Source organism: Advenella mimigardefordensis DPN7 (assembly GCF_000521505.1).
Lineage (GTDB): Bacteria > Pseudomonadota > Gammaproteobacteria > Burkholderiales > Burkholderiaceae_B > Advenella > Advenella mimigardefordensis.
On record NZ_CP003915.1, the window covers coordinates 282305 to 303019 of the forward strand.

General features: G+C 54.9%; 21 protein-coding genes. 13 read left to right on the forward strand and 8 right to left on the reverse strand.

Annotation, left to right across the window (positions count from 1 at the left end):
* The first annotated feature begins 180 nt into the window (after positions 1 to 180).
* The 7 genes from MIM_RS01285 (at position 181) to MIM_RS01315 (ending at position 7042) form a co-directional block, all read left to right on the forward strand.
* The gene (locus MIM_RS01285; protein WP_025370948.1) at positions 181 to 1113 is read left to right on the forward strand and encodes a hydroxymethylglutaryl-CoA lyase; all 933 of its coding nucleotides are present in this window, start codon (positions 181 to 183) and stop codon (positions 1111 to 1113) included.
* Position 1114: 1 nt separating this feature from the next.
* The gene (locus MIM_RS01290; protein ID WP_025370949.1) at positions 1115 to 2302 is read left to right on the forward strand and encodes a CaiB/BaiF CoA transferase family protein; all 1188 of its coding nucleotides are present in this window, start codon (positions 1115 to 1117) and stop codon (positions 2300 to 2302) included.
* Between the two features lie 28 nt (positions 2303 to 2330).
* Complete coding sequence (locus tag MIM_RS01295) at positions 2331 to 3305, forward strand: Bug family tripartite tricarboxylate transporter substrate binding protein (protein ID WP_025370950.1); 975 nt, start codon at positions 2331 to 2333, stop codon at positions 3303 to 3305.
* 9 nt (positions 3306 to 3314) lie between these two features.
* Positions 3315 to 4241, forward strand: coding sequence for an SMP-30/gluconolactonase/LRE family protein (locus tag MIM_RS01300; RefSeq protein ID WP_025370951.1), 927 nt, complete (start codon positions 3315 to 3317; stop codon positions 4239 to 4241).
* Between the two features lie 22 nt (positions 4242 to 4263).
* Positions 4264 to 5250, forward strand: a complete 987-nt coding sequence (locus MIM_RS01305) for a Bug family tripartite tricarboxylate transporter substrate binding protein (protein ID WP_025370952.1) — start codon at positions 4264 to 4266, stop codon at positions 5248 to 5250.
* A gap of 357 nt (positions 5251 to 5607) precedes the next feature.
* Positions 5608 to 6528, forward strand: coding sequence for a kdo(2)-lipid IV(A) palmitoleoyltransferase (gene lpxP / locus MIM_RS01310; RefSeq protein WP_025370953.1), 921 nt, complete (start codon positions 5608 to 5610; stop codon positions 6526 to 6528).
* Between the two features lie 85 nt (positions 6529 to 6613).
* Entirely contained in the window at positions 6614 to 7042 is a 429-nt protein-coding gene (locus MIM_RS01315) for a secondary thiamine-phosphate synthase enzyme YjbQ (protein ID WP_025370954.1), read from the forward strand.
* Positions 7043 to 7110: 68 nt separating this feature from the next.
* On the opposite strand, the gene MIM_RS01320 is transcribed toward MIM_RS01315, so the two are convergent.
* Complete coding sequence (locus tag MIM_RS01320; RefSeq protein ID WP_025370955.1) at positions 7111 to 8088, reverse strand: Bug family tripartite tricarboxylate transporter substrate binding protein; 978 nt, start codon at positions 8086 to 8088, stop codon at positions 7111 to 7113.
* A 65-nt stretch (positions 8089 to 8153) separates the two neighbouring features.
* Positions 8154 to 9245, reverse strand: a complete 1092-nt coding sequence (locus tag MIM_RS01325) for a tartrate dehydrogenase (RefSeq protein ID WP_025370956.1) — start codon at positions 9243 to 9245, stop codon at positions 8154 to 8156.
* 103 nt (positions 9246 to 9348) lie between these two features.
* On the opposite strand from MIM_RS01325, the gene MIM_RS01330 reads away from it, so the two are divergent.
* From MIM_RS01330 to MIM_RS01340, 3 genes are all read left to right on the forward strand, one after another.
* Complete coding sequence (locus tag MIM_RS01330; RefSeq protein ID WP_025370957.1) at positions 9349 to 10287, forward strand: LysR family transcriptional regulator; 939 nt, start codon at positions 9349 to 9351, stop codon at positions 10285 to 10287.
* 278 nt (positions 10288 to 10565) lie between these two features.
* The gene (locus MIM_RS01335) at positions 10566 to 11018 is read left to right on the forward strand and encodes a DUF2214 family protein (RefSeq protein WP_025370958.1); all 453 of its coding nucleotides are present in this window, start codon (positions 10566 to 10568) and stop codon (positions 11016 to 11018) included.
* Between the two features lie 11 nt (positions 11019 to 11029).
* Positions 11030 to 11545 carry a gamma-glutamylcyclotransferase family protein gene (locus MIM_RS01340; RefSeq protein ID WP_025370959.1) on the forward strand — a complete coding sequence of 172 codons (516 nt, stop codon included), beginning with the start codon at positions 11030 to 11032 and terminating at the stop codon, positions 11543 to 11545.
* Here the strand turns inward: MIM_RS01340 and MIM_RS01345 are convergent.
* Positions 11535 to 12137 (reverse strand): class I SAM-dependent methyltransferase, encoded by a 603-nt coding sequence (locus MIM_RS01345; RefSeq protein WP_025370960.1) that lies wholly within the window; start codon positions 12135 to 12137, stop codon positions 11535 to 11537. The two genes, MIM_RS01340 and MIM_RS01345, sit on opposite strands and share 11 nt — an antisense overlap.
* Before the next feature lie 193 nt (positions 12138 to 12330).
* Between MIM_RS01345 and MIM_RS01350 the strand changes: the two genes are divergently transcribed.
* Together MIM_RS01350 and MIM_RS01355 are read left to right on the forward strand one after the other, a co-directional pair.
* On the forward strand, positions 12331 to 13296 hold the full coding sequence (locus MIM_RS01350) for an ABC transporter ATP-binding protein (protein WP_025370961.1): 966 nt from the start codon (positions 12331 to 12333) through the stop codon (positions 13294 to 13296).
* Positions 13293 to 14054, forward strand: coding sequence for an ABC transporter permease (locus tag MIM_RS01355; protein WP_025370962.1), 762 nt, complete (start codon positions 13293 to 13295; stop codon positions 14052 to 14054). The genes MIM_RS01350 and MIM_RS01355 overlap by 4 nt, the downstream gene beginning before the upstream one ends.
* Positions 14055 to 14169: 115 nt before the next feature.
* On the opposite strand, the gene MIM_RS01360 is transcribed toward MIM_RS01355, so the two are convergent.
* On the reverse strand, positions 14170 to 15099 hold the full coding sequence (locus tag MIM_RS01360; RefSeq protein ID WP_052342368.1) for a UDP-2,3-diacylglucosamine diphosphatase: 930 nt from the start codon (positions 15097 to 15099) through the stop codon (positions 14170 to 14172).
* 168 nt (positions 15100 to 15267) lie between these two features.
* Between MIM_RS01360 and MIM_RS01365 the strand changes: the two genes are divergently transcribed.
* Positions 15268 to 15879: a LysE/ArgO family amino acid transporter gene (locus tag MIM_RS01365; RefSeq protein WP_025370964.1), complete on the forward strand. Its 612-nt coding sequence runs from the start codon at positions 15268 to 15270 to the stop codon at positions 15877 to 15879.
* Between the two features lie 215 nt (positions 15880 to 16094).
* Here MIM_RS01365 and MIM_RS01370 read toward each other — a convergent pair whose 3' ends face one another.
* The 4 genes from MIM_RS01370 to MIM_RS01385 all read right to left on the reverse strand — a co-directional run bounded on the left by MIM_RS01370 (position 16095) and on the right by MIM_RS01385 (position 20563).
* Complete coding sequence (locus MIM_RS01370; RefSeq protein ID WP_025370965.1) at positions 16095 to 17495, reverse strand: quaternary amine ABC transporter ATP-binding protein; 1401 nt, start codon at positions 17493 to 17495, stop codon at positions 16095 to 16097.
* Positions 17492 to 18349 (reverse strand): ABC transporter permease, encoded by an 858-nt coding sequence (locus MIM_RS01375; RefSeq protein WP_025370966.1) that lies wholly within the window; start codon positions 18347 to 18349, stop codon positions 17492 to 17494. Before MIM_RS01375 ends, MIM_RS01370 begins: the two co-directional genes overlap by 4 nt.
* A 110-nt stretch (positions 18350 to 18459) precedes the next feature.
* Positions 18460 to 19464 carry an ABC transporter substrate-binding protein gene (locus MIM_RS01380; protein WP_025370967.1) on the reverse strand — a complete coding sequence of 335 codons (1005 nt, stop codon included), beginning with the start codon at positions 19462 to 19464 and terminating at the stop codon, positions 18460 to 18462.
* A 94-nt stretch (positions 19465 to 19558) separates the two neighbouring features.
* On the reverse strand, positions 19559 to 20563 hold the full coding sequence (locus MIM_RS01385) for an ABC transporter substrate-binding protein (RefSeq protein ID WP_025370968.1): 1005 nt from the start codon (positions 20561 to 20563) through the stop codon (positions 19559 to 19561).
* Between the last annotated feature and the right edge of the window lie 152 nt (positions 20564 to 20715).

Below are 20715 nucleotides of genomic sequence, written 5' to 3' on the forward strand. Positions count from 1 at the left end.
TCGGCCCATCGTGGCCGATTTTGTTTTGTCTGCCATTTCCATTTCCCATGTGATTTTGTACCGGGTGCTGATACCGCAGCCCAATCACAAGTGCCATTGCATGTTGACGCTTTCTGTATTTCTGATTTAATATTCTATTTAACAGAATATTATTCTATAAGATAGAACAAAGGAGATAACATGAACCAGACGGCGACCGAGCAGGTGCTGATCAGTGAAGTGGGGATGCGCGATGGCTTGCAGAGCATCAAAAGCATCATGCCGACCGAATACAAATTCAAGTTGATTGATGCGCTTTATGAGGCTGGCGTTCGCGAAATCGAAGTTTGTTCGTTTGTGCCCGCAACGTTGCTGCCACAAATGGCGGATGCGCCAGAGGTTGTTCGCTACGCACTGCGTTACCCCGATTTGACCGTTATGGCGCTGGTGCCGAACTTGCGGGGTGCGCGTAATGCCCTGCAGGCGGGCGCGCATAAGCTGACGCTGCCGGTGTCCGCCAGCGAAGCGCATTCCCTGGCCAACGTGAGAAAAACACGGGAGCAAATGGTGCAGGAAGTGCGCCAGATCGTGGCATTGCGCAACGAGATTGCGCCTGGCGTAAAAATAGAGGCCGGCATATCCACTGCATTTGGCTGCACGATTCAGGGAATGGTGAGCGAAGACGATGTGGTCCGGCTGGCGTCGCAATTGGTGGCCGCCGGTGCGGATGAAACCGGGCTATCCGATACCACAGGATATGCGAATCCGGCTCAGGTGCGGCGGCTTTTCAGGCGTGTCTTCGCGGAAATCGGCGACAAATGCGGTGCCGCACATATGCACAACACGCGCGGGCTGGGCATGGCCAATAATCTGGCTGCCTATGATGTGGGCGTACGCACATTTGATGCGTCACTGGGTGGCCTTGGGGGCTGTCCCTATGCGCCGGGTGCATCCGGCAATGTGGTAACCGAAGATCTGGTCTTCATGTTTGAGGCCATGGGTATCGACACCGGCATCAATATCGATAAATTGATTGGTGCACGAGTACCGCTGCAAGCCGGTGTTCCGGAAGAAGCCGTGTATGGCATGGTGGCCGAAGCCGGCGTACCTTTAACCTTTCAACAACAAGTGTGATATGACAGAGCAAACATTACCCTATGCCGGGTTGAAGGTGATTGAATTTACGCACATGGTGATGGGCCCCACTTGTGGCCTGATTCTGGCAGACCTGGGCGCTGATGTGATCAAGATTGAACCGTTAAAGGGAGATAATACCCGTCATCTGCTGGGGTCGGGCGCCGGCTTCTTCTCCGCGTTCAATCGCAATAAAAAAAGTCTGGCAGTGGATCTGAAGTCCGAGCAGGGATTGGCATTAGTGAAGGACCTGATCAGCTCGGCAGATGTGGTCAGCGAAAATTTCAAACCCGGCACCATGAAAAAACTGGGGCTGGATTATGAATCCCTGTCCGAACGAAACCCGGGGCTGGTATACGTGAGCCATAAGGGGTTTCTTCCCGGCCCGTATGAGCATCGTACCGCGCTGGATGAAGTGGTGCAGATGATGGGCGGCCTGGCTTACATGACCGGCAGAAAGGGTGATCCGGTACGTGCAGGTACCAGTGTCAATGACATTATGGGAGGCATGTTCGGTGCCATCGGTGTGATGGCTGCGCTTAAGGCGCGTGAACAGACGGGCAGGGGACAGCAGGTGCAAAGTGCCCTGTTCGAAAATAATATTTTCCTGGTTGCCCAGCACATGATGCAGTACGTGGTTACCGGCAAGGCGCCCGACCCGATGCCCAGCCGCATTTCTGCATGGGCGATTTACGACGTGTTCAATGTCAAGGACGGTGAACAGATCTTCCTTGCTGTGGTGAGTGATACGCAATGGCGGATTTTCTGCGACGCCTTTGGCTTGCCTGAGTTACTGAACAACCCGGCACTGGAAACCAATAACCAGCGTGTACTGGCACGTTCGTGGCTGCTGCCTATGCTGCAGAAACGCCTGGCGGTGTATTCCAAAGCAGAGCTGGCCGAGGTGTTTGAAGCCAACGGTCTGCCGTTCGCACCCATTGCACGGCCCGAGGAACTACTGCAGGACGAACACCTTCTGGAGACCGGCGGGCTCGCGCCGATGCAGATGCCCGATGGCCGGGAAACCAACGTGCCGTTGCTGCCTATTTGCATGGATGGCCAGCGGCTGGGCGTGCGCCTGAATCCACCACGCCTGGGCGAACATACGCTGAGCATTTTGCAGAACGCGGGCCTGAGCGATGCGCAAATCAATACCTTGCTGGAAAACAATGTCATTGCCACGCAATAGGAAGGCAATCGTACAAAGGGAGGCAATCATGAAGAAAATAGTTGCTGCAAGTGCAATAGCAGTGTTAACACATTTGACATGGAACGCTGTGGCGCAGGCACAAGAGGATTATCCGCAACGTGCCGTGACCATAACGGTTCCGTACTCACCGGGTGGCACCACCGATTATGTCGCCCGTATGCTGGCCAGGCAGATGTCTGAAGTTTCGAAGCAGTCATTTGTTGTCGAAAACAAGCCGGGAGCCAGTGGCACTATCGCTACTGCTGCAGTGATGCGGGCCAAGCCGGATGGCTATTCCCTGCTGATGAATGACACGACCTACGCCATGCTGCCGGCGGTCTTCAAGAAACTGTCCTGGGATCCGGTCAGGGATATTGCGCCTGTCTCCAATGTTGCCTCTACGCCTGTCATTTTGATCGTGCCGGCCAATTCGCCGTTCAACTCTCTGGCCGAGCTGGTTGACGCAGCCAGGAAAAAACCTGAATCGCTTACCTTTGGGTCCGGAGGCAAGGGCAGTTCAACGCATCTGGCCGGGGAAGTATTCCAGCATCAGGCAAACATCAAGTTGCTGCACGTTCCCTATAAGGGCGCGGGTGAAGCCTTGCTGGCCCTGGTTGGCGGGACCGTCGATGTGGAGATTAGCGCAACGCCCACGGCTATTCCGCAAATAAACAGTGGCAAGGTTAAGGCCCTGGCCATCAGCAGCCCGCAGCGGCTGCCGCAGTTACCTGATGTACCGACCTTTGCACAGGCTGGCCTGCCGGACTATCAGGTGCAAAACTGGTTTGGACTGGTTGCACGTGCGGGCACGCCACCAGAGATTATCACTAAGCTGAATCATCTGGTGAAGGAAGCGGTCGCTGACCCATCCATACGATCGTCATTTGAAAAACTGGGCGCGCAGGCGGTTGGCAATAGCTCTCAGGAGTTCTCTCAGCAGATTGCAAGTGAAATTGACAGCTGGGGACGTACTGCCGAGCGTGCCGGCCTTGAAAAGCAATAGGAGCGCACCATGTTCTTCCTGAACCAGGAGCCGCAACGTAGTGATGCGCAGGTATGGACCACTATGCCTGATCACCTGCGCTTACGTGATACAGATTCTGACTGGGCCAAAGCCAATAAAGGCGGCGAGCACTTGCATTCCTTTATCGAAGGACCGGTCATGGATGGCAAGGGCAATCTTTATGTGACTGATATTCCATATGGACGTATTTTCAGGATCTCGGCCCAAAAGGATTGGGAGCTGGTCATCCAGTATGACGGCGAACCCAATGGGCTCAAAATTCTGAGCGATGGCTCTTTGCTTATCGCCGATTATCGCCGTGGCCTGCTGCGTTGCGATCCCGTTGCAAGAGTCGTCGAGCCATTACTGGCGCGGCGCAATGCCCAGTCATTCAAGGGATTGAATGACTTGTATGTCACTCGTGATGAATCGCAAGTGTATTTCACTGACCAGGGACAAACCGGTCTGCATGACCCTACTGGTGCCGTGTATCGCTATGAACTGAAAACGGGACGACTCGATTGCCTGATGAACAACGTACCCAGCCCAAACGGGATTGTGATCGATGAAGAAAGATCGGTGCTGTTTGTTGCCGCCACCCGGGACAACGCGGTCTGGCGTGCGCCTTTGTTGGCAGACGGAACGGTGTCGAAAACCGGTAGATTCTGCTCGCTATTTGGCACCAGTGGCCCCGATGGTATTGCGCTGGATCAACAGGGCAGGCTGTATGTAGCACATGCGTCGCTCGGACGCGTGTTTGTGTTCGAGTCCAATGGCGAGTGTAGTCGCATACTGCGTTCGGTCGCCGGCAGTACGGTCACTAATCTATGTTTCACTAATGCCCGTTGCGACACCTTGCTGATTACCGAATCGGCCACGGGCACCGTGCTGTATGCAGCAGTTGACGCAGCATCAGATCATTTTCAACAACCCTGAAAATAAGGGAACGGAGACAAAGATGTTCAACAAGAAAACGATGACCGGACTGACCGGAGGTATGTTGCTGGTCGCAACGTTGATTAACGGCGTTGCACATGCACAGGACTGGCCGCAGCGCCCGGTGCGGATGGTCGTGCCATACACCCCGGGTGGAGGGACCGATAGCATCACCCGGATTATTGCCGACAAAATCAGCCAGACGGACAAGGGTATCCAGTTTGTGATTGAGAACAAACCAGGTGCCGGTGGCAATATCGGTATGACTCAGGTAGCCCGCGCCAAACCGGACGGATTGATGCTGGGTATGGGTCAGACTTCGAATCTGGCGATCAATCCGGTGATCATGCCGGACATGAAGTTCGATGCAAGCAAAGACTTTACGCCGATTGCCGTGGTCGCGGAGTTGCCGACCGTGCTGGTGGTTCGGGCCGATTCTCCCTATCAGTCGCTGGCCGATGTGATTGCCGCGGCCAAGGCCAAACCCGGGCAGCTTAAACAGGCTCTGGCCACCGTGGGAACCGTGGGTCATCTGGCCGGTGAAATGCTGTCCCACAAGGCGGGTATCAAGGTGCTGAATGTGCCTTACAAGGGGGCGTCGCCGGCGCTGACCGAGCTGATTGGTGGGCAGACCGATTACATGTTTGCAACGCCCGTATCGGTTATTAATCTGATTGCTGACAAGGATCTGCGTGCGCTGGCGGTGACCTCCAGCAAGCGTATTGCTGCCATGCCGGATGTGCCGACCGTTGCAGAGCAAGGCTACGAAGGATTCAACGCGGTTGACTGGAAGATGATTGTCGGGCCGGCGGGCGTGCCGAAAGAGGCCGTTGATCGAATCAGCAAGGCGTTCATGGCGGTGAGCAAAGATCCGGAGTTTATCAAGCGCATGGAAGCCGATGGTAATACCGTTGTAGGCGGCTCTGCAGCTGGCGCCCAGGCCTATCTGACTAAAGAACAGGTTGAATGGCGTACATTGCTCGAGGCAATAAAATTTCAATTGAAATAACGTTTTTGAGTGGTGACGCAATGGGCATTGCCCAGGCAGAACCGGGCATATATGTGTATTTTTGCGAATTATCCTGAGCGCATATGCATAGTGTTCTGCTGTAGTCACTGCCATGGTGGTGGATATGGAATGCGTGCCGTGCTCGCAAATGCTTGCGTGGGCTGACACACCTTGTGTTCTCCCAGCCAGGCTGCCGCACGCCCTCTCTTTCCTCTTCGTGGCCGTATTCTGTTTCAGCAGATGACAGAAAGGTAGGATGCCTGTAGATGGGTGTCAAACTGTCAATACTGCAATCGAGTGGCTTCTTCAGACGTTAGTGTTCCCTGCTCGGACGCACCCTGGAACTGCTATAACGCTATGAAGTACTCACGAAATTTTCAGATCGATTTTTTTCACCCCCGCTATTGGCTCACCTGGTTTGGCCTGGGCTTGCTATTTCTGCTGGTTCAATTGCCCTATCCATTATTGCATCGGCTTGGTACCTGGATGGGGCGCTGTTCCATGCGCTTTCTCAAGCGACGGGTTGGTATTACACGGCGGAATCTGGAGTTATGCTTTCCTAATATGGATCAGGCAACACGCGAGCAAAAAGTGCGGGCCAACTTCGAGTCGCTGGGTATGGGCATGATGGAGACCGGGATGGCGTGGTTTTGGTCTGATGAACGAGTAAAGCGCTGCTTTGACGTGTCCGGGCTGGAGCATCTGAAGCTGGCGCAACAGAATGGACGCGGTGCGCTGATGATAGGCGTGCACCTGTTGCCGCTGGAGCTGGGTGGTCGCGCAATGGGGCTGTGTCAGCCAATGATGGCAACTTATCGACCGCATAATAACAAGGCGATGGAATGGGCGCAGACCAAGGGTCGGATGCGCTCCAACAAGGCAATGCTCGATCGGAAGGATTTGCGTGGCCTGGTGCGCGCACTCAAAGTAGGCGAGGCTGTATGGCTGGCGCCAGATCAGGATTATGGCCGTAGCGGCAGTGTTTTTGCACCACTGTTTGCGGTCGAGCAGGTGGCAACGACCAGTGCACCCTATATGCTGGCGCGGCTTGCCAAACCGGCACTGGTGCCAGTGGTGTTGATCCGCCGCCCGCATGCGGGCGGCTATGATTTGCTGATTCAGCCTGAACTCAAAAACTATCCCATAGACGATGAGATTGCTGCCGCAACTTATATGAATAAAGTCGTGGAAAAAGAAATCATGCGTGCTCCTGATCAATATATGTGGTTGCATCGTCGCTTCAAAACGCGCCCGGTTGGGGCCGCTTCTCTGTATTGATTTGTGGCTTCAGGCTGCGTTTAAATTGATGCATAATAGCGACTTAGTTGATACGGTATGTCATTACTAGTGATGAGAGTAGCGCATGTGGATTCAGAAAGAATTTCAATTGAAAGCACGTCCCCGAGGGTTTCATCTGGTGACTGATGAGATAGTGCGTCAGGTGCCGGATCTATCCAATATGCGTGTTGGCATTATGAACGTGTTTCTTAAGCATACCTCGGCGTCGCTGACAATCAATGAAAATGCCGATGCATCGGTACGGGCTGATTTTGAGCAGTATTTCAATCGGCTGGTGCCCGAGGATGAGCCGTATTACACCCATACCTATGAAGGTAGTGATGATTTGCCGGCGCATTTTAAAAGCAGCATACTGGGATGCACGCTGACGGTACCCATCACCAATGGTCGCCTTAATCTTGGCACATGGCAGGGTATTTATTTATGCGAGCATCGGAACCATGGCGGAGCACGCACGGTTGTGGTGACGATGCAGGGCCAGACGGGAGAGTGATCTTGTATAAAACGGCTGCGTGTTAATGACGCAGCCGTTTTATAGGTTTATACCCGTTAAAACCTAATCTAATTCGCTTTCAGATTCAGCTTATTCACCAGCTCTGCATAGCGGCTTGTGTCATCGGCAATGCGCATGCCCATTTGTGCAGGGGTATCGCCAATGGTTTCAGCACCGATATTGGCCATGTCTTTTTTGAAGCCGTCCGATTGAATGATTTGTACCAGGTTCTGGTTCAGGTACGACACCGTTTGTTCCGGTGTGCCTTTGGGGGCGAGAATACCGAACCAGGTACCAGCATCAAAGCCTTTGAGGCCCGCTTCATCAAGTGTAGGCACATCGGGCAATGCAGGAGAGCGGGTGCCGGTGGTGACGGCAAGCGCGGTGAGTTTGTTTTCCTTGATGTACGGCAATACAGTTGTGATGGTGTCAAAGGACATGTCCACTTGTCCGCCCAGCAGATCTGTGGTGAGGGGGCCGCTGCCCTTGTACGGTACGTGCAGCAGTTTGACGCCTGACATGAGCTGAACGCGCTCACCAATCAGATGCTGGCCGGTACCGACACCGTTGGAGCCGAAACTGAGTTTGCCTGGTTCACGCTTGGCCAGTGCAATCAGATCTGCCACTGATTTTACGCCGACCTTATTGTTAACCACCAGTACATTGGGCACCATGGCCACCGTTGTGACTGGCGCAAAGTCTTTCTGGAAATCATAACGCAGAGAAGAATAGAAGGTGGTGGCGATGGTGTGATGCACAGCCCCCATCAGCAAGGTGTAGCCATCCGGCTTGGATCGGGCGACATACTCTGCACCAATGGTGGCGCCCGCACCGGGTTTGTTTTCGATAATAACCGGTTGACCGATTTTTTCTGCCAGTTGCTGACCCAGTGCGCGCGCCAGTACATCTGTCGTACCTCCCGCAGGAAACGGCACCACCAGCTTTACCGGCTGCTCCGGATAAGCCTGTGCCATGGCCGTACCATGCATGGTCATCAGGGGGATGCCGGTCAGTAGCGTGAACGCCAGCAGGCGGGCTGTGCGCATTGATGTTAAGTTGCGCGGTTGTTTGATTGTTTGTGTCAATAGCATGTCTTCCTCCACCGACGGCTTTAAGCCGCTTTTTGTGCGTTTCCAAGGCTGCGGATGTGGTTGCATACCGCGTCCGTGACCTGTGCTGTTGTTGCCGTGCCGCCCAGATCGCCCGTATGCAGCGAGGTATCGGCGGTGACTTTTTCAATTGCCTGCATCAGTAGGCTGGCGGCATGATCTTCTCCCAGATGGGAAAGCAGCATGACTGCACACCAGAAGGTGCCTATCGGATTAGCCAGTCCTTTGCCCATGATGTCGAAGGCGGAGCCGTGTATCGGTTCGAACATGGAAGGGTAGCGGCGTTCCGGGTCTATGTTGCCGGTAGGTGCAATGCCCAGACTGCCGGCCAGCGCGGCAGCCAGGTCGCTCAGGATATCGGCATGCAGGTTGGTCGCCACAATGGTGTCGAGCGTTGCTGGCTTGTTGACCATTCTGGCCGTGGCGGCATCCACCAGTTCCTTGTCCCAGGTGACATCGGGGAATTCTTTGGCTATTTCAACTGCAATTTCGTCCCACATCACCATGGCGTGGCGCTGTGCATTGGATTTGGTGATCACGGTCAGCAGCTTGCGGGGGCGCGATTGTGCCAGAGCAAAGGCAAAGCGCATGATCCGTTCCACGCCCGCACGGGTCATCATGGATACATCGGTTGCGGCTTCCAGCGGATGGCCCTGATGAACCCGGCCGCCGACACCGGAATATTCACCTTCACTGTTTTCGCGCACAATGACCCAATCCAGGTCTTTGGGTTGACAGCGCTTGAGCGGCGCATCAATGCCCGGCAGAATGCGGGTAGGGCGCACGTTGGCGTACTGGTCGAGGCCCTGGCATATTTTCAGGCGCAGGCCCCACAGGGTGATATGGTCGGCAATATCCGGATCGCCTGCGGAACCGAACAGAATCGCGTCCTTGTCATAGAGGGCATTCAGGCCATCTTCGGGCATCATGACGCCGTGCTGCCTATAGTAATCGCCGCCCCAGTCAAATGCCGAGAACTCGAATGAAAACTGCTTGAGCGTGTCTGCCAGTGCCTGCAGCACGGTCTGACCCGCGGGAATCACTTCTTTGCCGATACCGTCGCCGGGAATACATGCGATTTTGTACGATTTCATCTTTCTTATCCTGATATAGAGAACCTGGGTTTATTCTAAAAATAATCGAGAGTGCTAAAATGCGACGAAATTCACAGGATTTGTGCCTGAAAGTTGAAAATCAATGAAAAAAGATCCAAGGCATTCCGCTGATCTGTATTTTTTCGATGCGCTGATGTCCGCCGGCAGCCTGTCGGCCGTGGCGTTGCGCCTGGGCGTGACGCCGTCGGCCGCGAGCAAGCGGCTGATTCAACTGGAAAAGCGCCTGGGTATGACACTTGTCAATCGCAGCACGCGCCGCATGAGTCCGACTGCAGAAGGCCTGGTTTATCTGGAACATGCCAGAAGTATTCTGGCGCAGATCGAATCGCTGGACCGCGAGATGTTCAGGTTCAAGTCCGAACCCGAGGGGCTGATCCGGCTGAATGCGACGCTGGGATTTGGCAGAAGTTATATACAGCCACTGGTGTCGCGCTTTGTTAAAAAATATCCGTCCATCACAATACAGCTGTTTTTGACAGCCTTTCCGCCCGCGTTGAGCGACGATGCCTTTGATCTGTCGATTCAGTTCGGCAAGCCGCCACACCAGAAGCTCAAAACCCGCCTGCTCGCACAAAACCGGCGCCTGTTGGTTGCCTCTGCCGCTTATTTAAAGCGGGCCGGCCGGCCGGTACTGCCCCATGATTTGCTCAAACACAACTGTATTGTGATCAAGCAGGATGAACTGCCCTATTCAGAGTGGATATTGAGCAATGGACAAAGCACGGAAAAAGTGCCGGTAAGCGGCAACCTGGTTACCAATGACGGTTATGTGGGGGTGCAGTGGGCGCTGGACGGTCATGGTATTGTGATGCGCGCCGAATGGGACGTGGCCCGTTATATGCGCAGCGGGCGCCTGGTGCAGGTGCTGGCCGACTACAACACGCCTAATGCCGATATTTATGCCGTCTATCGGGAGCAGCCGCACACCACGGCCCGTATGAATCTGCTGCTGGACTATCTGTCACGCAGCTTTGATAATCTGAACCCCGGTTCCAATATCACGGTCAGTTCTGGCTGGTAGAGGCGGCAGACAAACACGATATACACCGCATGGCCATCGTTTTTCGTTAAAACCGACAGCGGCTGGTCACTTTTCCATGGTGAAGATAAGTGGTTGAATTTAGCAGGTCTTATCCATTAAAGTATTGACACGCGCCGGTCGGCAGGCCGACTCAACGGCGAACTGCGGTTACCATAGCGTATGCATGGCCAGCGTTTTGCTGCAGGCTGATTGTCGGGCAGACTGTCTGGCAGGATGGTGCCAATCTCATCTTTTGCTTAACCACAAGGGCATAGACCATGACTCTACTCTTTGCGTTTCTGCATCATGTTCTGGCGTTCACGCTGGTTGCCACGCTGGCCATTGAGCTGGTACTGGTTAAAGACCGTATCAGTATTGAACGTGCCCGGCGCATTTTGCGTGCCGACGCCATTTATGGCGCATCGGCCATGTTGCTGCTGGTCGTGGGCTTTTTGCGCGTGATTTTTTTTGAAAAGGGCGCAGCCTATTATTTCCACAGCATCCCGTTTATTGCAAAACTACTGCTGTTTGTCGCGGTTGGCGTGCTGTCCATTTATCCGACCATGACGTTTCTGTCGTGGCGTAAAAGTCTGAATCGAGGTCGGGAACCTGTGCTGGATCCGGCAGTCATCAAGCGGATTCGCAAGCTGATTCATTACGAACTGGTCTGTCTGGTGCTGATTGTGCTGGCGGCCGCCATGATGGCGCGTGGTATCGGTTATTGGGGTTAGGAGCAGGGAGCATGTCAGATTCAGCGTCAGGCGTGATGTCGCTATTTGTGTACGGAACGCTGAAAACCGGCTGTTGTAATCACGATCGTCATTGTTCCATCGCTATACACACGGAAAAAGCCTGGTTATGGGGCCGGATTTATCATCTGGACCGCGATGAGGGCTATCCTATGGTGGAAATCCCTGAGCAAGCCGTTCTGGCGCGGGGCACAGACAGACCCGGGATGGACGCCTTGCTGGCATATGCGCCAGGTTCAACGACCAGGCCCGCTGGCGATTGGGACTTGATTGAAGGCGAGCTGATGCAGTTTGATCATCCCGCACGCGACCTGCCGCTCATCGATCTGCTGGAGGACTTCAGTGCCGACGGCCAGGGTTTGTATAGCCGTGTCCTGACGACGATAAGCACGCAGACCGGCCCTCAGACCGGATGGACGTACATCCGGGAGCGCGAGCACGATGGCCGTCGCCTGCATCCGGATGCCAGCGGAACCGTGTGCTGGCGCCCTGCAGACTTTATTTCCTGAAGACCGCGTAGCTCCAGGAGATGTCGTTACGGCCCAGGGTGTCGTTTTTATAGCTTTTCTGATACAGCAACTGTAGCCCGCAGGTGTGGGCAAGCGCGATGGTCTCTTCGTCCGGAATGTCAAACATGTGGCGCTCTGCCGGTACCGGGCCGTGACGCAGCGACATGGACATAATGCCATTGCGTGCCAGCAGCCCGGCGCAATGTTGCATGGCCGGCAGCCGCTCCTGCTCCAGTAGATGCATCCATACGGCAGTGAGCAGGATCAGATCGTATTGTTTCCCGGTGGCACGCACCAGGGCCAGCTCGGGCAGGCTGTCAGCAATCCAGTTGATAGTGGTATTGGTATGGTGCAGGTCGCCCTGTTCCCGCATGGCAGCCGTGGGTTCAACGGCATCGACCTGATAGCCGAGTGCGGCCATTGCGGCAGCGTCCCTGCCGGTGCCGGCGCCGATATCCAGCACTTTTGCCGGCGCACCGGGGTAAAAGCCACGCACCGGGTTATGCACTTTTTCGAAGGTGACGCTTTCGTAGTCGGCGGCAAACCGTTGCGCCTTTTCTGCATAGCCCTTACTGCCAGCGACGTTGACCATGTTCTTATGCCCATTCATATATTGTGGATTAAGATAAGTGTATCGGATTGGGAAATTAAAATAGGGTTTTGTTTCATTTGGCCATATTTTTGCTCCTCACTTCTTTTGCAGCAATTTGTTTTTTCCGGCCCGGAATTCTTTATACTTGTGCTGCACACATATTAAATTTTGCATATTTCAAATAGGTTATTGCGTGAATAACTCTCACAACAGTCGTGATGGTGACGATATCGTCGTTTCCATCCAGGGGGTGGGTAAAACCTACAAAAGCGGTTTTACGGCCCTCAAGCGTGTCAATCTGGATATCCGCCGAGGTGAAATTCTGGCCCTGCTGGGCCCCAATGGCGCAGGCAAAACAACCCTGATCGGCATTGTGACCGGCCTGGTTAATGCCTCTGAAGGCACCATTCTGGTAGACGGCGATGACGTACAGCGCGATTATCGGCGCGTCCGCCCAAAAATCGGCCTGGTGCCGCAGGAACTGTTTACCGACTCGTTCGAAACGGTCTGGGACACGGTGACGTTCAGTCGTGGCCTGTTCGGCAAGCCGGCAGACCCGGCGCATATCGAACGGGTGCTCAGAGCGCTGTCGCTGTGGAACAAGAAGGATAACAAGATCCTCAGTCTGTCCGGCGGGATGAAGCGTCGCGTGCTGATCGCCAAGGCGTTATCGCATGAGCCCTCTATTTTGTTTCTGGACGAACCTACTGCCGGCGTGGATGTTGAGTTGCGCCACGATATGTGGAATCTGGTGCGCGAGCTGCGCGAGCAGGGCGTAACGGTGATTCTGACCACGCACTATATCGAAGAGGCCGAAGATATGGCGGACCGGATTGCCGTGATCAATAACGGCGAAATCATTCTGGTTCAGGATAAGGCGCAATTGATGGGGCAACTGGGCAAGAAAGAGCTGCACCTGCAACTGACGCAGCCGCTGCAGGCACTGCCACCGGCCATGTCTGCCTATCCGCTGACACTGTCAGCAGACGGGCGTACACTGGTCTACACCTATAACAAAGAGTCGGAAGACAACACGGGTAAAAGCCTGTCGGAAATGTTGCGACAGCTGGGCGACGTTGGCATTGAGCTTAAGGACCTGCAATCGCGTGAAAGCTCACTGGAAGATATTTTCGTGAGCCTGGTAAGGAAAGATTCATGAATCTGTATGGCGTAAAAGCAATTTACAAGTTTGAGATGGCGCGGGCGTTTCGCACGCTGATGCAAAGCATCGCATCGCCGGTGCTGTCTACGGCGCTGTATTTCATCGTCTTCGGTGCGGCGATTGGTTCGCGCATGGGCGAGATTGACGGCGTATCCTATGGCGCGTTCATTGTGCCCGGGCTGCTGATGATGGCGCTGCTGGGGCAGAGTGTGTCGAATGCGTCCTTTGGTATTTATATGCCCAAGTGGTCCGGTACCATCTATGAAATCATGTCGGCCCCGGTATCCTATTTCGAAGTGATTCTGGGCTATGTGGGCGCGGCGGCCACCAAAACACTGATCCTGTCGGTATTGATCCTGATCACCGCCCGTTTCTTTGTTGAATACCAGATCCAGCATCCGTTCTGGATGGTGTTGTTTCTGGTGCTGACCGCCATTACCTTCAGTATGTTCGGTTTCATTATCGGACTATGGGCCGATGGTTTTGAGAAACTGCAGATTATTCCGCTGATGGTCATTACGCCGCTGACCTTTCTGGGGGGCGCGTTCTATTCGATTCATATGCTGCCCGGCTTCTGGTCAAAAGTGGCGCTCTTTAATCCGGTGGTGTATCTGATCAGCGGTTTTCGCTGGAGTTTCTACGGTGTGGCCGATGTGAACCATTACGTCAGCCTGTTCACCATTCTGTTCATTCTGCTGCTGTGCGCTCTGGTGGTGTCGTGGATGTTCCGTACCGGTTATAAGCTGCGGCCTTAGTCTCGACGCCCGGACGCGCGTGAACGTGTGTCCGGTTTTTCGGGGCGGGGTCGTGGCTGGCCACCAGCACTGATGATGGTGATATAGCCGTTTTTCGGCCCTGGGGCTGCCGGCCTCAGGCCTGAATCACGCTGGGGGTTTCTTCCTTATCGGGTTCGTCTGTCTGGGCCGGCAGGTTGTCTTCTCTTTCTGTCGTTGTGCGGGCAACAGGTTCAGCCGCCGGCATGTCGACGACAGAGGGTGTTGTTGCGGCGCCCCGCAGGCGGCTGCGTTTCGGTTTCTTTTCACGCACCACGATCGGTGGCGTCCAGGTCACAATATGCAGTGAACCGTCTCCATGTTCTACCAGTGCGGTCATGCTTTCGACCCAGTCACCATCATTGCAGTACAGGATACCGTCCACTTCGCGGATTTCCGCCTTATGGATGTGACCGCAAACCACGCCATCATAATTATTCTTGCGTGCTTCCTGCACGACGGCGTCTTCGAACGCGGAGATGTAGCTCACCGCGTTTTTGACTTTCTGCTTCAGGTATTGTGACAGCGACCAGTAGCCCATGCCCATGCGGGCCCGGGCGTTGTTGAGCCACATATTGAAGGTGAGGGCAACGGTGTACAGGTGATCGCCTACGTAGGCGAGCCAGGGGGCAAACTGCACAACACCGTCGAAGCGATCACCGTGCAGAATCCACAGGCGCTTGCCATCGGCAGTCGTGTGTTCCGTTTCCTCGACCACTTCAATACCGCCGAAGTTCTGCTGCACATAATGCCGGGCAAAGGAGTCATGGTTGCCGGGTACGAAAACAACCCGGGTGCCTTGCCGGCATTTGCGCAGTAATTTCTGGATGACATCGTTATGCGACTGCGGCCAGAACCACTTGCCTTTGAGCTGCCAGCCATCGATAATGTCACCGACCAGATACAGGGTATCGGATTCTGTGTGCTTAAGGAAATCCAGTAACGCAGTTGCCTGGCAACCTTTAGTGCCCAGGTGGACATCGGAAATCCAGATCGTGCGATAGTGGGTAGTAGGATTTTCAGACAAAATAATGTCAGGCCATAAGTACAGGTCGGGAATGACTCTTATTACACCAATCCGTTGTGACGCATGTGTGACAATACCCGGTATCTTATCTGTCACCCGTTTGTCATCTGTGCGACTGCTTCCTTTTTAACACATGAGCAGTTGTATTCCAAATTGAGTCGTTGTTGAATGAATGCGTATCTTGCTGGTCTGTTTTTAAGCGGTTCCCTGATTTTGGCTATCGGGTCGCAAAATGCCTTTGTCCTGAAACAGGGGTTGCGCAAAAGCCACGTCTTCTGGGTCTGCCTGGTTTGCAGCCTGTCCGATGCGGCGCTGATTCTGGCCGGCGTCCTGGGCTTTTCGGTGGTGACCCGCTATGCGGCGAACGTGGTGCCGTTGATCAAATACGCAGGCGCGCTATTTCTGTTCATTTATGGATTGCTGCATTTTCATGCGGCAATCACCAAAAACGCCAGCATGGGCGACAGCCAGATCGAGGCACCCTCGCTGAAGCGCACGTTGCTGGTATGTCTGGCGCTCACCTGGCTCAATCCTCATGTTTATCTTGATACGTTGTTGCTGATCGGTTCGGTGTCGACCCGTTTTCCGGAGCAGCACTGGTTGTTTGCGGCCGGTGGCATTACCGCCTCGGTGGGCTTTTTCTTCGCGCTTGGCTACGGTGCGCGGCTGTTACTGCCCCTGTTCAAAAAGCCCGTGGCGTGGAAAATACTGGATCTGATTGTGGGGGTCACCATGTGGGTGATTGCCTGGCAACTGGTCTGGGGTGAATCGCTGGGGTAGTAAGGAACCCGGCAGCCAGTCCGGGCAAATCCGGATGTGTTCGGTTGCACGGGCGGGGAGCGCAAGGACGGGCCCGGAAGGTATTCGATGAGTCAGACATAAGAAAACGTCCGGACACGAGCTGTGTCCGGACGCGGGTGTCGCCTTAGGCGCCATCACAGGCAATGCCTTGCGAGCACCCACCTTACAGGCGGGCACGCCGGCAAGTGCCGTTTTTAGTGCGTATGGCCGGGCGCTTTTTCCGGCTTGTTTTTCAATGACTCGTCCAGTTCAATCGCACCTTCCGGAGGTTCGGGAGCATCTTCCCGTTCTGCCGGTGCGCTGGCCGGTGTTGCAGGGGTTGCGGGCGTTTGTGCTGCAGGCGCTTCTGCCGGCGTTGCCCCCTGAGCCTTGCCGTTCGCTTCGCTGTTGTCTGCGCGGTTATTGTCACCATTGCTGCCGTCGATAGCAGGGCTGACCAGTTCAACGACCTTGGCGCGTGACATCAGGCCAACAAATTCATCGTTGTCGCCGGTAACGACGACGGGCGCAGTCGATTGCAGCATATGCGTGAGCACTTCGTCCAGATTGGTATCTGCCGATACAGTGCGCGCTTCTTCCACTTTCGAGGAAATGTCCCGTAAGCCGGACCGAACCGCTTCTTCGGCTGCAGACAGGCGCAGCAGGCCGGCAAAGGCCTTGCCGTCAAGTACAGGAGCGTACTTGTAGTCGTACTGTTTCATGCGCTCGATGGCGTGGGCGGGACGTGCGCGCATGGTCAGAGTCAGGCGGGGCGCATTGACCGCGTGGCTGGCGTTCAGCGCCTTGCCCCGGTTTACATCCTGCAGGAACGCGGCCACGTATTCATTGTCTGGCGACAGCAGAATATCTTCAGCCGTGCCTTCCTGGATTAATTCGCCGTCCTTCAGAATGGCAATGCGGTTGCCCAGGCGCAGGGCTTCGTCCAGGTCGTGGGTAATGAACACGATGGTTTTGTTGAGTTTGGCCTGCAATTCCAGCAACTGGTTCTGCATTTCGCGGCGAATCAGCGGATCCAGGGCTGAAAAGGCCTCGTCCATCAGCAAGATATCGGCGTCGGTTGCCAGCGCACGCGCCAGGCCCACACGCTGCTGCATGCCGCCCGATAACTGATGCGGGTACTGGTTCTCGAAACCGGCCAGACCTACCTGATCCAGCCAGTAGCGGGCCTTGTCGTGGGCGTCGGTTTTGCTGATGCCCTGAATGGACAGGCCGTAGGCGGCATTGTCCAGCACGGTTTTGTGCGGCAGCAGGCCAAAGCGCTGAAATACCATGCTCATGGTTTTCTGCCGGAATTTTTCCAGATCCCTGCTGCCCAGTGTGACCACATCGGTGTCATCAACCAGGATATGGCCGGCAGTGGGTTCGATCAGCCGGTTAAAGTGGCGGATCAGCGTTGATTTGCCTGAGCCGGACAGGCCCATGATGACATGGATGCTGCCTTCTTCGATACTCAGGCTGATATCTTTCAGGCCCAGGGTATGGCCGCTTTGGGCCAGCAGTTCTTCTTTGCTGATGCCCTGTTTAACGGCATCAATCCATTTTTCCGGCTCTTTGCCGAAAATTTTGTAGATGTTTTTGACTTCAATTTTACTCATCGTGCACCGCCTGTATTTTTTCGTTTTCCGTAAGACTGGGTGATGCGGTCAAACAGCACCGCAAGAATCACAATGCCCAGCCCGGCCAGCAGGCCGCGACCCACTTCAAGGCGGTTAATGCCCAGCAGCACTTCGTAACCCAGACCGCGCGCACCAATCATGGAGGCAATCACCACCATGGACAGCGCCATCATCGTGGTCTGGTTGATGCCGGCCATGATATTGGGTAGCGCCAGGGGAAGCTGTACGCCGAACAGTTGCTGTGCAGAAGAGGCACCGAAAGCACGTGAGGCTTCCAGCACTTCGCGATCAACCAGCCGGATGCCCAGATCGGTTAGCCGGATCAGAGGGGGCACGGCGTAAATCACGGTTGCGATGATGGCCGGGATTTTGCCAAGACCGAACAGCATGACGACCGGAATAAGGTACACAAAGCTGGGCAGCGTCTGCATGACATCCAGAATGGGCAGCATGATGGATCGTACCGCGTTGGATTTGGCGGTGATCACGCCTAGCGGGATACCGATAATGATGGAAATGGCCGTTGCCATAATCATGAGGGACAGGGTTTGCATGCCTGCATCCCAGAGTCCCAGCACACCCAGCATGGCCAGCAACACACCCATCATCAGTGAGAACACCACACGACGGCTGGCGGCAAAGGCAAGCAGGACGGCAACAATAATGACGCTCCACCAGGGCGCGCCGCGCAGGACTTTTTCGAGCCAGACCAGTACATGCAGGAAAGGCTCTGACATTGCATTGAGCGCATCGGCGTAGTTGGTGACCAGATGGTCTACGAACCCGTCAATGCTTTTGCGCACATCGCGCGCAGAGATAATTTCAGGAAACATAATTGTATTTATTCATCAAAATAGAGGGATAGGCAGGGCCGGGCCAGGGCCGCAGGACACGAATGTGCCCGGCAGACGGCGCGGTTGCCTGGTTTGGACAGCAGCAGGAATCAGAGCGACGCCTTGACACGATCAGCCACCTCGGCGGAAACCCATTTGGACCAGATGTCCTGCTGGTTTTTCAGAAACCATTGTGCGACTTCGCCGGTTTCGGCGCCGGACTCTTCCATATAGGCCAGGGTCTTGTTAACGACATCAAACGGCACCGTCACCTTGCTGAAAAAAGCAGTCAGGGTGGGCGCATCTTGCGTGAACTTGGTATTGAGCGCAGTAAAGACCGGATTGTCCGGGTAACTCACTGCCTGCGGGTCGGCACAATCTTCCCGCGTCAGGCACAATTGTTTTTCTTTGTCGTAAGGGGGCATATCCAGCCTGACCAGATCCAGCGAACTGACCAGGGGCGTGGGCTCCCAATAGTAGAAGACAATGTCCTTTTTACGCTTGTACGCCGACATCAGCGCCGCTTTCTGGGCAGCGCCGGTACCCGGTGCGTACACTTCGAAGTCCTTGTCCAGTTTCAGCCCTTTGGCCAGATTGGTGGCAACCAGCTGGCAATTCCAGCCTGCCGGGCAACCGTAAATCCGGCCCTTATCGGGATTTTCCGGATCGGCAAACGCGTCCTTGTGCTTGATCAGATCGGCGGCTGATTTCAGATCGGGAAACTTGCTGGCGGTATATTTGGGGATATACCAGGCTTCCCTGCCGGTATACAGTTCGCCGACCCGCTTGACTTTGCCGCTTTTCTCCGCCTGAACCCAGGCGTCGCTGACGCTGTTGAGCCAGATTTCAGTATTCACTTGCAGATCGCCGCGTTCCAGTGCCGCCAGGGCAGTGAGCGTCTCGGTCGGGACCACCTCGGTCTGGCAGCCATACCCCTTTTCAAGGATATAGCGTTCGACGTCGGCCAGAATCAGGTTTGATTCCCAGTTCATGCCACCGAACTTGACGGTATCACTGATTTCGCAGGCTGGGGCATCGGCCGCGGCTGCGGAGCGGGCAAGCCCGAACGTGGCCGAAGCAATGAATACAGCAGATAGAACTTTAGTCTTTATCATGGCAATGGTGCCTCTTATGGCTAAAAGTTAAGCTACACGCTAGGATTGGCATCGGCCCGTCCGAAAACGGGCGTTTCACTTGTTGGGCAAGCGATTAGAGCGACTCCTTCACTTTGGCGGCCACTTCGGGAGAAACCCATTTCTCCCAGACTTCGCCCTGGTTTTTCAGGAACCAGTCGGCAACATCACGCGAGTCGTCTCCGGTTTCTTCCATGTGGGCCAGTGTCTGGTCCATGACCGGCAGGGGCACGGCAACTTTGGAGAAGAATTCGGTCAGTTTCGGCGCCTGTTTGGAAAACTCGGTGTTCAGCGCGGTAAAGACCGGGTTATCCGGGTAGGCGCTGGGTTGTGGGTCGGCACAATTCGGATCGGTCAGGCACTTCTGTTTTTCCGCATCGTAAGGTGGCAGTTCCAGTTTGACCAGGTCCAGCGAGCCTACCAGAGGGGTTGGGTACCAATAGTAGAAGACGATATTCTGCTTGCGTTTGTAAGCCGAGGTCAGGGCGGCTTTCTGGGCAGCACCGGTGCCGGGTGAGTACAGCGTGAAATCCTTGTCCAGCTTCAGGGCCTTGTACAGATTGGAGCTCACCACTTCGCATCCCCAGCCAGCCGGGCAGCCGTAGAAGCGGCCCTTGCTTGGATCTTCAGGATCGGCAAATTCTTCTTTGTATTTGGGCAGATCGGCTGCGGATTTGAGGTCTGGGAATTTTTCAGCGACGTACTTCGGAATGAACCAGGCTTCGCCGCCTGTGTACAGGTCGGCTACGCGTTTTACTTTACCGGTTTTCTCGGCTTTGGCCCAGGGTTCGCCTACGCTATTGAGCCAGATTTCCGTGTTGATATCCAGATCACCGCGTTCCAGTGCTGCCAGAGCAGGTAGGGTTTCGGTGGGCAGTGTTTCGGTTTTGCAGCCGTAGCCTTTTTCCAGAATGGTGCGCTGAACGTCAACCAGCACCAGATTGGATTCCCAGTTCATGCCGCCAAAATTGACGGTGCGATCCACCTCGCACTGGGCGTCGGCGGCTTGGGCGGTGGCTGACAGGCCCAGGCCGAATGCGGCGAGCAGCGTCGAGCAGAGAATTTTGTGTTTTAAAAACATGGCCGTAGCCTCCTTAAGTCTTACAGGGTTATAAAAATAACTGTGTATGCCAAAGAGTATGCGGAAAACGACGTAGCGCCGTCGATACAGACAAAATTTGATGGGCGGCGAGCGCCCGATTGACAGGTAAAGCACTTTTGCGGGAAAGGAGC